Below are 13156 nucleotides of genomic sequence, written 5' to 3'. Positions count from 1 at the left end.
TGATTTTGGAGAGTTGTCGACATAGTGATTGTATTTAGTTAGAATTTATAGTTGCTAGTTCTTAATTTGAATAAGTTGCTCCTTTGGATCGCCCAAGGTTTCATGGATAAACTTGGTCATTTTCTTGAATAAGTGTAGGCGTGTATTTCCACCATAGATACTGTGATTCTTATCGGGGTAAATAGCCCATTCAAAATCCTTATCGGCTTGCACCAATGCTTCTACCAAGCGTGTGGTGTTTTGCACATGCACGTTGTCATCGGCACTACCGTGTACCAAAAGAAAATCGCCTTTCAATTTATCCACATGCGAAATGGGTGAATTCTCATCGTATCCCGACGGGTTTTCCTGAGGCGTTTGCATATAGCGTTCAGTATAAATTGTATCGTAAAAACGCCAGCTGCTCACCGGAGCTACCGATATGGCCATAGAAAACGTATCGGCACCCTGAAACAAACAATTGGCCGCCATAAAGCCTCCATAGCTCCATCCCCAAATTCCAATTCTGTTTGCATCAATATAAGGCAATTCACCTAGCTTTTGGGCAACAGCAATTTGATCCTGCACTTCGTATTTTCCCAGTTCTTTTTGCGTCATCTTCTTGAAGTCGCGTCCCTTCAAACCAGTACCTCTCCCATCAACGCATACTACAATATATCCTTGTTGTGCCAACATTTGGTGCCAGTAATCGTTCGATCCTCCCCAGCTGTTGGACACATTTTGTGAGCCCGGACCGGAATATTGGTACATAAACAGTGGATATTCTTTATTGGGATTGAAGTCCTTCGGTTTAATGGTGTACATATTCAGGTCTTCACCATTGATCTGGATCGTTGAAAACTCCTTGGGAGAAGTTTTATAAACGCCTAGCTGATTCTTTAAGACGTTGTTGTTTTTGATTTCACGTAGTTGTCTTCCCGTTTTTGCATCATGCAGAGTGAAAACATAGGGTGTTTCCGTGTCTGAAAAAGTTTTTATAAAATACGTAAAGTCCGAACTGAAGGCAGCGCTATTGCTTCCGGTTTTATCACTCAACCTCACTTTGTTCTTACCGGAACGAAGTACAGAATAGATATCTCTATTAATACTGCCGTTTTCCGTACTCTGATAAAAGACACGCCCCGTATTTTGATCGAATCCGTAATACTTGGTCACTTCCCACTTTCCATCGGTAATTTGATTGATCAACTTCCCGGTCTTATCGTAATGATAGATATGATTCCATCCACTTTTCTCACTGGTCCAGATAAAACTATTGTCGTTTAAAAAGGTGAGATCATCGGTCACATCAACATAGGCAGCATCTTTTTCTTTATGTACCAATGTCGAAGTGCTATTGGCTGCATTTACAAATACCAGATCGAGTTCATTCTGGTGCCTGTTTGTCAATTGAACACTTAGGATAGCGGCGTCGTTGGTCCATTTGATTCTCGGGATATAGTAATTGTTATATTTCGAAATATCTACCTTTGAAGTGTTTCCGGAGTTCAAATCGTATAAATGCAAGGTCACTAAGGCGTTGGCCTCACCCGCTTTCGGATATTTAAACACCTGTTGGGTTTGATATAAATCACCTCCGTACACATCCATGGAAAATTCGGGGACATGGGTTTCATCAAAACGAATATAGGCAATCTTACTGCCGTCCTTGTTCCAATCGAAGGCCCGTACAAAGGCAAATTCCTCTTCGTAAACCCAATCGGTAATTCCGTTTATAATGCTATTCTTTTTTCCATCGGTGGTAATTTGCCGAACCTCCCCATTCGATATGTCCTTTACAAATAGGTTATTGTCATATCCATAGGCAATTTTACTTCCATCGTGGTTGAACGTGGGCTCCTGAATTTGATCCTTGGATACCAACGTCAATTTTTTGGACTTTATATCATACACATAATAGGTCCCCAACGATGATCTTCTATAGATTTGCTGCAACTGTGTTGCCAACATCAATTTGGATTCGTCACTGCTGAACTCATAGGATATGATATAGTCGATTCCCGGCAAGTCTTCGGTATTGACCAACGTACGCACCTTATTACCGCTTTTATAATCGTATACATCCACGGTAGATGCCTTTTTCTCGCGATCGTAATTTAAGACGGAATACTCCTTTCCATTGTTCAACGAACGCAATACATCCAGTCGTTCTGTACGGAAAGTGCCTCCCCAAATATCTTCTAATGTGATCTCTTTTTGCTGTGCTACGGAAGTAGAAATAGTCGCTATAAATAGCAGTAGCACCTTAACCGAAAATAATCTCTTCAAACTGTTAAAATTTTGATACGCCAAGTTTACTAAATTTTAACGAAATTATGGCAGTTTTTATGTTAAATACCTCTCATTTGTTAGTAAATAAGCCTTCAAAAGGTTCACTATAAATGGTATCTTTGTTTTTTAAATTCCAGAATATGCCGAAGCCCGTTTCAGGATTTTCTAAAAAGTCGAAAGCAGAAAAAGTACAATGGTTGGTCGAAACTTATCTCGATAATGATCCAGATGCCTTGGCTACTTTAAGAAAATATTGGAATCCGGATACGGAGGTTCAAAAGCTACACGACGATTTTATTGAGAATACGCTTACCAATTACTACCTCCCCTTCGGAATCGCCCCTAATTTTTTGATCAATGAACGCCTGTACGCACTTCCCATGGTGATTGAGGAAAGTTCGGTGGTGGCAGCGGCCAGCAACGCTGCCAAATTTTGGTTAAAGCGCGGCGGATTTAAAGCCGAAGTGATTTCGACCCAAAAGAATGGGCAGGTACATATTAATTACTTCGGAAAGGAGGCTCACCTAAGTACTTTCTTTGCAGCGATAAAACCGAAGCTGATCGACAGCATCGCCGAGCTTCAGAAAAACATGCAAAAAAGAGGTGGTGGATTACACAGTCTGGAACTTATTGACGCCACCGAAACCCTTGAAGGCTATTACCAACTACATGCAACCTTTGAAACGCTAGACGCCATGGGTGCCAATTTTATCAACAGTTGTTTAGAGCAAATAGCAACCACCTTCGAAGCCGAAGCAAAACGATTTACACCTTTTTCAGAAAATAATACCTATCCGGAAGTCGTCTTAAGTATCCTTTCCAATTATGTCCCGGAATGTTTGGTTCGCGCCGAAGTGAGCTGTCCTGTGGACATGCTCGATGACTCAAAAATAGATGGCAACACCTTTGCTGCCAAATTTGTACGTGCTGTCGCCATTGCCAAAGCCGAAAAGCGCAGGGCCGTCACCCACAATAAAGGGATAATGAATGGGGTAGATGCCGTTGTTCTTGCAACAGGGAACGACTTTAGAGCCGTTGAAGCCGGGGTCCACGCCTACGCCGCCAAAGACGGAAATTATACCAGCCTGACACATGCCACCGTAGAAAACGGGGAGTTTCGATTTTGGATTGAACTTCCGTTGGCTTTGGGCACCGTTGGCGGACTTACCTCCTTACATCCGATGGTAGCAATAGCCTTCGATATTTTACAAAAACCAGATGCAAAAACCCTGATGCAAGTTGTGGCCGTGGCCGGTTTGGCACAGAACTTTGCGGCCATCCGCTCTTTGGTGACAACCGGAATTCAGAAGGGACATATGAAAATGCATCTGATGAATATCTTAAATCAGTTGCACGCTTCCGATATAGAAAAAGAAAAGGCGGTGACTTATTTTAAAGAGAACAGTATTACACATAGTGCCGTGGAACACTTTGTTGAAACCCTTCGGAATTGATGTTGAAACAGACTTTCTACAGCAACGGCAAATTATTACTCACTGGCGAATACGTGGTCTTGGACGGTGCTTCGGCCATAGCCATCCCAACCAAATACGGACAATCTCTGGAAATTGTTCCTTCAGAAAAAGCCGGAATTCATTGGAAAAGTTTGGACGAAAACGATGCGGTCTGGTTTGAGGGTAATTTTACTTCCGAAAAAGGACAACTGAAACAACTCGATAAAGACAAGACTTCAAAAATCTTGCACAACATCCTTCTTTCAGCCCAACAACTCAATCCGAATTTTTTACAGGAAGCCAACGGCTGGAATCTTACCACCCGGCTCGATTTCCCTCGAAATTGGGGCCTGGGCACCTCTTCAACCTTAATCAACAATATAGCGCAATGGGCGCAGGTTGATGCATTTGTGTTGCTTCGGAAAAGTTTTGGTGGAAGTGGTTACGATATTGCTGCTGCACAAAGTGACGGCCCTATATTATATCGACTCCAAGACGGAATACCAATCATAAAGCGCGTCACATCGCCCTGGGATTTTAAAGATCAGTTGTTCTTTGTGCACCTCAATCGGAAGCAGGATAGTAAAGAAGGTATTGTACGCTATAAAAATGCTTCGGTAGATACGAAGATGTTTACCGAAATAGATGATATCAATAAGAAGCTCCTTGTCTATACGGCTCTTTCAGAATTTGAAGCCTTATTAGATCAGCACGAACAACTTATTTCAGAATTAATTCAGCTTCCAACGATTAAAAAGGAACGTTTCTCGGATTATCCACGAACGATAAAAAGCTTAGGTGCCTGGGGTGGTGATTTTGTATTGGCCACGGGAGGGGAAGCAGAGAAAGATTATTTCCGTGATAAAGGGTATAGTACCATTATCGATTTTAGGACCATGCTAAAATAAAAAACCTCCGCAGCATTCGTCACGGAGGCTTTTATATAAACTTTTTCAGGGTTTAATAAAAAGTAGCCCTGTTATCTTCGATCTCCGCATTTTTCTCAAGGGCATTAAACACTTTCGTATTTACACCTGTAAGTACCTTTGCATTTGCCTGATTTGCAAATGAAGCATAGTTCTCTAGATCTGGCGCTTTGTTCACTGCCAACACCCGTACTTTAAACACGCCGGTCTTACCATCGATAAATCCGGTTTCTTCTCCGGCTTTCTTGCCAAAGGCAGCGCCTACCACTTTTGGCTCGGTACCGGCATCGGCCAAGGTAGGAGCAGCCATAGTAACTGCAGTTGCAGTTTTAACTGTCACATTCTGACTTGAAGCCATTTCTTGCAAGGTTGTTCCACTAATAGACTCACGGATTTTCTTTGCCTTCTTTTCGTTGCGTAAGATTGGTGTCACCTTAGCAGAGGCTTCTGCGACACTTTGCAATCCTTTTGGATTCTTACGCGTTAGTTGTACAATTACATATCCAGAAGGCACATTGAAACGCTTTACATCGCCTACTTTGGTATCTTCGTTGAAAGCCCATGTCACAACAGAACGGTTACTTCCCAACCCCGGGATGTTCGAATCCAATTCTCCAATTCGGTTGACGGGTTTTACCTCAGAATTTTGCTCTTTTGCAATCTCGTCGAATTTTCTATCCTGTGCTGCTACTTCATAGCTGGTAGCTTTCGAAAATATATCGTTGATGGTATTTTCTGAAGGCTCCACTTCTTTCATAACGGTTGCGGTCTTTACCACATCTTGAAAGTTCTTCTGGTCCATGATCTCGATCACGTGATACCCAAACTGCGACTTCACCACGCCAACATCTCCTTTTTTCCCTTCAAAAGTGAAATCTCTAAATTCGGGAACCATTGCCGTATATACATAATTTTCATACAAACCGCCTTTTTCTACGCTTCCGCTATCGGAAGACATTGCCGTCACCAAGTCCGCGAATTTAGAACGATTCGCTTTAACCACACCCACAATGCTGTCGGCTGTAGCTTTTGCCTGTTCGTCGGTTCTAGTAACATTGTCCGTTGGGTTTAAACCAGCAGGAATCAAAATGTGTCTTGCAGAGACCGAATCGGGAAGCTGACGTTTCCCAATCAATTTTGTAAGGCTCAAGGCGTTACCTACCTGGTAGGGGCCATAAATATCTCCCACGTTCATTTTAAAGACTGTATCCTTAATAGATGCAGGCAGTTCCTTCTTATAATACCAAGAATCGACATAGGGATTATCTGAATTTGCATTTACAAACTCTTCATAATTGGTAGCTGCACCTAATCCCGGTAAGGTATCGCCACTAACAATTACATAGTCTTTTAATGAAGCCATTTCAGTTTTTGCGGCTTCCATATCGGCTGGTGATGGCACTTCCGAATAAGTCACATACTGAATATCGACCATAGGGTCTACTTCAAATTCGGAAGCATGGCTTTTTACGTATTTTGTAATTTCTTCATCACTTACCGGCACATCGGCATCGGGAATGTTGGCATAAGGTACATGAACAAATTCGATATTGATCTTGTCGTTTTCAAATCGATATTCTTTCTCCCCTTCTGCCTGAGTAACAATCATCCCACCTTTTACCATATTCAAATAGGTGGTTTCCAAAACCGATTGTTGTGTAGACTTCACATAATCCTGCCATTGCTGGTAGGCCTGCGGGCTGTTCGCTTTGATATCGGCCACATACTCTAACATTTTTGCCTCGCTATATGCACCCGATTCGTCCTGAAACGTAGGGTTGGCGGCAAGAAATTTAGCCAATGCATTATTTGTCATCGCAGATTCGGCAATAAGACCCAGTTCTTCGTATTGCTCTTCCAAGAGCACACGACGCAGTTCACGCTTCCAAACAATGTCCATTGCCTGACTGGAAGGTGCATTGGGGCCTAAAGAACGTTGTGTAGCTTCTACCTGCTCCATAAACTCTTGTCTTGGAATGTCAACGCCATTCACGGTAGCTACCGTAGTTTGACCTTTATTGCTTGAGAAACCCCCATTGCGAATCACATCTGCCAAAACAAAAGAGAATAAGGCCATTGCGATAATTACGATAAGGAATACTCCTCTTTTTCTAATACTATTTAAAACTGCCATCTGTCGTTCAAATTTATCCTCCTTCGCTTGATTGAGAAGGAAATTGTTACCCTAAAATTGACCTAATTAAACAATTAGGACTAAATTTTAGAAATTAGTTCCTTTAAATTTAGGGGGCGAAAATACCATTTTCCCACCATTTATAAAAGGTTCCTTTTGAAAAAAATAAAGAAATCGTAAAAATCTAATCTTCAGTATTTCGTTTCAGTTCGACCATTTCGATTTTAGTACTTGAAACTTCTAGAATCTGAATAGTATAATCCTCAATTTCAACGGTTTCGTTTTGATCGGGGATTTCTTCGGTGGTATTGACAATCATCCCTCCCAAGGTTTCATAGTTTTCACTTTCGGGAAGGTCTAATTTATAGGTTTCATTTAGATAATCTACCTCAAGTCGTGCAGAGAATCTATAGTGGTTCTCGCTGAGTACTTCTTCTACCAGTTCGACCGAATCATGTTCATCCTCGATCTCACCAAACAATTCCTCAATTATATCTTCCACGGTCATAATACCGGAGGTTCCTCCGTATTCATCAATAACAACGGCAATACTCTTGCGTTTCTTACTCAAAATGTTCAGCACATCCTTTGCCAACATGGTTTCAGGAACGAAGACCACCGGCATGAGTATTTTTTGGAGGTCGGTAGGCTTTTTAAACAATTCGAAGGAATGCACATAGCCCAGAATATCGTCGATATTGTCTTTATAGACCAGAATCTTTGAAAGCCCGGTTTCGGTAAAGAGCTTGCTCAGTTCCTTAGGCGTCATCTCCATATCCACGGCAACCACTTCGGTACGGGGAATCATCACTTCGCGAGATTTCACTTCGGAAAAATCCAAGGCATTCTGAAAGATTTGAATTTCAGTATCAATATCATCGGGTGTTTCGACCGTTTCCATTTGCTCGGTAATATAATTTCCCAATTCAATTTTACTGAAGGTGAGCTGAATGGTATCCCCTTCGGTCTTAAAAAAGATACGCAAGACCAGATCGGAGATCCACATGATAAATTCAGAAATCACCGAAAACAACAGGTAAAACAGATAGGCAGGAACCGCAAATATCTTTACCAAACTATTGGCGTAGATCTGAAAAAACACTTTGGGAAGAAATTCGGCCGTGAGTAAAATGATTAAGGTAGAAATGATCGTTTGGACCAACAAGCCCGAAAACGCTTCCGGCATCTTTTCCATCAAAAGATCGCCCATATAGAATCCATAGACCACCAATGCAATATTATTGCCCACCAACATGGTAGCAATAAATTTTGAGGGGCGTTTGGTAATTTTCTTAAGGACTCCGGCTAAAAAGTTGTTCTGTTTTTTTTCGATCTCAATATGAATCTTGTTTGAAGAAACATACGCTATCTCCATCCCCGAAAAAAAAGCGGAGAGGATAAGCATGATTACGATAATAAGAATGTATTCCATTAACGGTTTTTACTACGTTCCTCCATGTTTCTCCTAAACCTTCGTTTAAAGAAGAACATAAAAATAGCAACTACGGTAAAGAATGCAAATAGATAGGCCTTATTTCTATTCACAGTCCAATTGTCATAGGCGACATAGATTGAAACAACAGCCATTAAAATATATGCGTACTCAAAAATGCGGTAAATTTTAGTTCCCATCGGTTTTCTTTTGATCTATAATTTGTATTCCCTGATTCTTTCGGGATAAAAAGTTTGTAAAATCTTCACTCGAATCGAAGCGTGCCCCGTCGTTATACGATCCGTCTTTAAATTTGATTTGGTACGGCTGATCTGTAAACACCCATTGTGTTTTTTGGTCCCAATACAGTTGCTCAGCCTTGAGGACAAGACTATCACTAGTCACCAGTACCACATTGTCTCGCAAATCTACGATATTTGTTTGATCAAATCGAATGGCATAATCTGAAGTGACTACACTCTTTTCATTTTTTTCGTTCCAAAACCGTACTTCCACTCCATCGGGAAATTCCTGATACGGAAACTGAAAGTTCGAATAATCGTTTAATACCGGAGCAATTAAATTGGTGACCACGCGTCCCGAATCGGTGTATTTTAAATTGATATTCCTTCCTTCGGCGATAGGCGCACCATCGGCCAGGTTTAATTGTTGCACATTTTGGTAATTTCCTTCACATGCAAAAAGCGTGATAGTAACTAAAAGTACTATCACGCTTTGAAGCATCTGTTTCAATTTTTTCATGTTGTGTCACGCTTAAAGCGTGAAGGATGTTATAAGTTAGGTACTCTTACACTGCCCCCAACCCAACAGTTAAAGCTAATGGTCTTTCCAGCCATATTTTCAGAAAAAATATCGGTTTTTGAAGGCGCCCGTTGCTCATAGCTATCGGCAGTTGCATTCGCTGAACCGGCAATAGATCCATCTACTCTTGCAGCTTTTCTCGCCATTTCGGCAGCCTTCCAGTAAATCGCTCTTTTTTCGAAGGTAGTAGTGCCACAGTTGTTAGCACTGGCTGCGTACATATTGGCGATCTTTAAGTAGGCAATACCTGCTGAAGGTTTTACTTCGACCATTTTCATATAATACGATCTAGCCTGCCCACTACTTCCTTTTTTACGGAAGTTTTCTGCGATACTATAATACACTCTAGCCTTATCACTTGGATTGGTTTCCAACTCGGCTGCCTGATTAAAATACTCCAACGCCTGACCTGGTTTTCCATCTTTTTCAGCTAATTTACCCAAGTAATAAGCAGATTTGGCAGATGGTTCCAACTTGTGAAGTTCTTGCACTAATTTAAAGAACAATGGATCGTCACAATCTTTGGCACTTAATCGTCCGGCTGCTCTTTTTATCCAGGTAATGTCGGTTTTCTTAGCTTCAAAATCTTTCTTGTACAAAGGTATTAAGTTAGGACAATCGGCCAACTGACCTAATTTACCATCCACACTTCCTTTAACCTTGCCATAAGATTCTAAGTTTGTTTCGTATGCCTTTAGGTATTTAGTCTCTTTTGAGGTTAAGGTTGCACCAGAATCTTGTTTGTCTAACAATTGAGTCAACTTAGACGCCAAATCACTTTCTTCTTTTTCGATTTTAGCATATACCACGTCGTATAGGTCGAATACATCCTGAAGATCTTTTTCACCGCTATTATAGAGGTCGACTGCTAATGAAAAATAGGTGTATAAGCTTTTAGGACTTGTAAAGTTTTCAGCATCTTTCTTAAAAGCCAAATCGAAAGCACTAAACTGCTCCATTTTAGAACCAATTCCGTTGTCGTACTTAACTTGAGCAATATCGGAAAGAATATCTCCTTCTTTTGTTTTCGTCGGGAAGTTTGCCAATCGTAGGTTATATGATTTAATAAGGTCATTCACCTTACTTTTATCACCATTATCAATAAAATGCTTGAACATGCGTTCAGCATATTGATAGGTCGCTAAACTAAATTTTGGACATTCGGCAATAACTTTTTCGTAATGAGGTAAAGCCGCCTCATAATTTTTTGCTTTGGCTGGTTCGGCAAATAGAGACAAAGTTATATTGCAATCATCAGGAGCTTGTGCATACACGACACCACCCATAGTTAGTGATAAGGTTGCTAAAAATAAAATTGCTTTCGCTTTCATAGTGTAACTGTTTACTTTATTAATCATAATATCTTTTTTCAAACCATTTGTCATTTAAAGACAAACTTAAAAATGTATTGAAGAAATTCTCTTGAACTAACCCAAAGTCTTTCGTTCCGCGTCTACCCATCTCAAATCCAAGGTTCATATTGGAGAACAATCTCCCTACCGGTAAACCAACTCCAAAAGATATGCCAAACTCGTTTATATTTTGCCCACTTACATTAATTCCTGTTTCCTCAAAACGAACTCCGGCCCTATAAACAACTCGCTTCCAATAGCTTCCTAAGGCGTTGTAATTCGGAATATAAAATCCTCCAACGCGATATTTTGAAGCATTGGTGAACATTACATTGGAGATATCGAAAGTGCGATTGGTAAAATTACTCGTTTTTTGGTTAGTATACTCTGCTCCAACAAACCAATTTTTCGGTTTTCCTATCCCTGCTCCGAGGGTGTACTGCGACGGAAATGTAAAATCAGTATCTTCCACGGGAACCTCATCTTCCTGTACTATTCCAATCCCTCCTCCACTAGTTAACAATACGGTAGCAAGCGTCCTGCTGTTTTCTGAATTAAAACTCGTTTCCGGAGTATAGGAAAGCGATGAAGAAAATTCAAGGTTTTCAGAAACCATCGTACGATACGATGCCCCAAAATTAAAGCTGAAACCTAACAGATCTGACTTATTAATCTCTCTACTTGCATATTGGACACCAATATCACTAATAGTTGTATTCTCAATATTTCCGAAGTTATAATTTAATTCTGCTCCTATATTTAACTTGTCAGTCACCTTATATCCCAAGGTCAAAAAAGCCTTGTTCAAACCACCTGAACCCGAATAGGTCGTAGTTGTAATACTATCAATAGATTGTAAACTATATCCAACCGAAGTGTAAGGTATTAGGCCAAATCCTGCACCAAATTTTCCCATAGGCACACCAATTGCTAAATAATCTAAAGTAGTGGTAGAACCCTTTCGTTCTTCAGTCGATGTACTTTGATTTACATATTTATGGCTCCCTCCAATGGAATAATTCACCAAACGCAAATCGGCTATTCCAGCCGGATTTTGAAGACTTAGATGAATACTGTCTGTATAGACGCTAATTCCTGCCATCGATCTGTTTTCGGCAGTACCTTTAAACTTTAAAGTTCCAATTCCATAAAAAGAATAAGGTGAAATAGTCCCATCTTGGGCCATAGTGACGCCGGTAATGAGTAGAAATAATGCAATTATGATTCGCTTCAACATTCGTTGTTGTTAAGTTCCAAAATATAATTTAAGCCCTCCAATAAAAAATTTGAGTTGGCAAAGATGTCATTTTTTAAGCTATCTCGCAAAAAATGAGCGTCTCCACCTGTTAAAATAATTGTTAAATCGTCATATTTTTCTTTATATGCCGAAATAAAGCCATCTATTTCAAATAAAACACCATGAACAACACCCGCGTGCATCGAGGCGGCCGTAGTATTTCCCACCATCATTTTAGGCGAACTTGCTTCCAATAACGGAAGTTTTGCTGTAAACGTATGCATCGCCTTATATCGCATTTCTACTCCGGGTGAAATGGCCCCACCAAGATAGGCATTGTCTTCCGAAAGGAAGTCGTATGTAATGCAACTTCCAGTATCTATAATAAGTACGTTCCTTTTTGGATATACTTTAGCAGCCGCACTTACTAGTGCAATCCGGTCTACACCCAATGTTTTAGGAGTGCTATATTTATTCGTAAAAGGTAAGGAAAGCTCGTGGGATAATTCCAATACCGGAACCCGTTGTTTTAATTTTAGCAATTGGTGGTCGGTGAATTGCCCCACCGACGAAACAATACACTTTGTGATGCTCGGGAATGCTTCGAAAGCCTCCCCCAGCAGCTCCAAAAAGTCCTTTTTTAGACACGTTTTTTTAAACTCTAACTTGTTTTTCTGGAAAATTGCAAGTTTCAACAACGTGTTCCCTACATCGATAACTAAATTCATTGTACGGTATAAGGCGTTAAAAATACAACATGTAGTTATAAGGTGTTGTTAATTGTGTATTAAATTGAAAATGAAATGTGGATTTATTTTTTTCCATTAATATTTTGCAAAAGCTAAAATAGGGTTATATTTGCGCTCTCAATTATGGTACCTTAGCTCAGTTGGTAGAGCAACGGACTGAAAATCCGTGTGTCCCTGGTTCGATTCCTGGAGGTACCACGAGCCCCGCGAGGGGTATCGACAGAAAAGCACTCTTTTTAGGGTGCTTTTTTTATGCCGTAGGCAGAACGAATCGAAGCCTGTCCCGAACTTGGTGAGGGAATGCCTGGAGGTACCACATCACTCACAAAACCCGAAACGAAAGTTTCGGGTTTTTTATTGGAAGATTCGAAGAAAAGTTTACTTTTCTGAGAAGCTGAGAATAAAGAACCAAACTGCCAGAGGCAGTTGGTTTTGTATTTGCAGCAGTGGAACCAAAGGAATATTCGCCACAGGCGAAAGAATCCTGGAGGTATCACAAAATCGGTAAACTATCGCTTAATTGCTTTTAAAATTCTTTCCTCACTTATTACAACATCCCTAAATAAAAGTTTATGAGGAAATATTTCATGTTTATTATTATTTCTAAAACCAAGAAGTATTTCATAGAGGGTATTTGCTGTAATTAAAGAGAGGTTTAAATCATACTCTAATTCACACTCGCTAATAAAATCATCTGTAAATTCGGGACCAATTAGAAGTGATTTAACCACAGTGTAATTGTTCCTGTCGATTAATTTATAATAAGATTGCAATTGCCG

The 13156-nt window shown here is 40.4% G+C and carries 10 protein-coding genes, 1 tRNA gene and 1 pseudogene; 3 read left to right on the top strand and 9 right to left on the bottom strand.

Going from position 1 to position 13156, the window contains the following annotated elements:
• Positions 1-54 precede the first annotated feature (54 nt).
• Positions 55-2268 carry a S9 family peptidase gene (locus tag K8F54_RS13175; RefSeq protein ID WP_290791708.1) on the bottom strand — a complete coding sequence of 738 codons (2214 nt, stop codon included), beginning with the start codon at positions 2266-2268 and terminating at the stop codon, positions 55-57.
• Between the two features lie 143 nt (positions 2269-2411).
• Between K8F54_RS13175 and K8F54_RS13170 the strand changes: the two genes are divergently transcribed.
• Positions 2412-3725: a hydroxymethylglutaryl-CoA reductase, degradative gene (locus K8F54_RS13170; RefSeq protein ID WP_290791706.1), complete on the top strand. Its 1314-nt coding sequence runs from the start codon at positions 2412-2414 to the stop codon at positions 3723-3725.
• Positions 3725-4633: a GYDIA family GHMP kinase gene (locus tag K8F54_RS13165; RefSeq protein WP_290791704.1), complete on the top strand. Its 909-nt coding sequence runs from the start codon at positions 3725-3727 to the stop codon at positions 4631-4633. The genes K8F54_RS13170 and K8F54_RS13165 overlap by 1 nt, the downstream gene beginning before the upstream one ends.
• Positions 4634-4685: 52 nt before the next feature.
• On the opposite strand, the gene K8F54_RS13160 is transcribed toward K8F54_RS13165, so the two are convergent.
• The 7 genes from K8F54_RS13160 to K8F54_RS13130 all read right to left on the bottom strand — a co-directional run bounded on the left by K8F54_RS13160 (position 4686) and on the right by K8F54_RS13130 (position 12356).
• Positions 4686-6785, bottom strand: coding sequence for a peptidylprolyl isomerase (locus K8F54_RS13160; protein WP_290791703.1), 2100 nt, complete (start codon positions 6783-6785; stop codon positions 4686-4688).
• A 184-nt stretch (positions 6786-6969) separates the two neighbouring features.
• Positions 6970-8217: a hemolysin family protein gene (locus K8F54_RS13155; RefSeq protein ID WP_290791701.1), complete on the bottom strand. Its 1248-nt coding sequence runs from the start codon at positions 8215-8217 to the stop codon at positions 6970-6972.
• Positions 8217-8417: a hypothetical protein gene (locus K8F54_RS13150; RefSeq protein WP_290791699.1), complete on the bottom strand. Its 201-nt coding sequence runs from the start codon at positions 8415-8417 to the stop codon at positions 8217-8219. Before K8F54_RS13150 ends, K8F54_RS13155 begins: the two co-directional genes overlap by 1 nt.
• A complete protein-coding gene (lptC, locus tag K8F54_RS13145; protein ID WP_290791697.1) occupies positions 8407-8979 on the bottom strand; it encodes an LPS export ABC transporter periplasmic protein LptC in 573 nt (190 codons plus the stop codon). The genes K8F54_RS13150 and lptC overlap by 11 nt, the downstream gene beginning before the upstream one ends.
• Positions 8980-9008: 29 nt before the next feature.
• Positions 9009-10370 (bottom strand): hypothetical protein, encoded by a 1362-nt coding sequence (locus K8F54_RS13140; RefSeq protein ID WP_290791695.1) that lies wholly within the window; start codon positions 10368-10370, stop codon positions 9009-9011.
• A 19-nt stretch (positions 10371-10389) separates the two neighbouring features.
• Positions 10390-11628, bottom strand: a complete 1239-nt coding sequence (locus K8F54_RS13135; RefSeq protein WP_290791693.1) for a hypothetical protein — start codon at positions 11626-11628, stop codon at positions 10390-10392.
• Entirely contained in the window at positions 11622-12356 is a 735-nt protein-coding gene (locus K8F54_RS13130) for a type III pantothenate kinase (protein ID WP_290791691.1), read from the bottom strand. Before K8F54_RS13130 ends, K8F54_RS13135 begins: the two co-directional genes overlap by 7 nt.
• Positions 12357-12502: 146 nt before the next feature.
• Between K8F54_RS13130 and K8F54_RS13125 the strand changes: the two genes are divergently transcribed.
• Positions 12503-12575 (top strand) — tRNA-Phe (locus K8F54_RS13125).
• Positions 12576-12886: 311 nt separating this feature from the next.
• Here the strand turns inward: K8F54_RS13125 and K8F54_RS13120 are convergent.
• A pseudogene (locus K8F54_RS13120) lies at positions 12887-13156 on the bottom strand (hypothetical protein); the annotation flags it as partial.

The organism is Altibacter sp. (assembly GCF_019913785.1).
GTDB lineage: Bacteria > Bacteroidota > Bacteroidia > Flavobacteriales > Flavobacteriaceae > Altibacter.
The sequence above is the reverse complement of the archived record's forward strand: the minus strand, read 5'-3'. Positions and strand labels throughout refer to the sequence as shown.

Coding starts and splice junctions, on each gene's coding strand:
- K8F54_RS13135 (WP_290791693.1), bottom strand. CDS start 11,628: ATGTTGAAGCGAATCATAATTGCATTATTTCTACTCATTACCGGCGTC.
- lptC (WP_290791697.1), bottom strand. CDS start 8,979: ATGAAAAAATTGAAACAGATGCTTCAAAGCGTGATAGTACTTTTAGTT.
- K8F54_RS13150 (WP_290791699.1), bottom strand. CDS start 8,417: ATGGGAACTAAAATTTACCGCATTTTTGAGTACGCATATATTTTAATG.
- K8F54_RS13130 (WP_290791691.1), bottom strand. CDS start 12,356: ATGAATTTAGTTATCGATGTAGGGAACACGTTGTTGAAACTTGCAATT.
- K8F54_RS13165 (WP_290791704.1), top strand. CDS start 3,725: ATGTTGAAACAGACTTTCTACAGCAACGGCAAATTATTACTCACTGGC.
- K8F54_RS13160 (WP_290791703.1), bottom strand. CDS start 6,785: ATGGCAGTTTTAAATAGTATTAGAAAAAGAGGAGTATTCCTTATCGTA.
- K8F54_RS13155 (WP_290791701.1), bottom strand. CDS start 8,217: ATGGAATACATTCTTATTATCGTAATCATGCTTATCCTCTCCGCTTTT.
- K8F54_RS13140 (WP_290791695.1), bottom strand. CDS start 10,370: ATGAAAGCGAAAGCAATTTTATTTTTAGCAACCTTATCACTAACTATG.
- K8F54_RS13170 (WP_290791706.1), top strand. CDS start 2,412: ATGCCGAAGCCCGTTTCAGGATTTTCTAAAAAGTCGAAAGCAGAAAAA.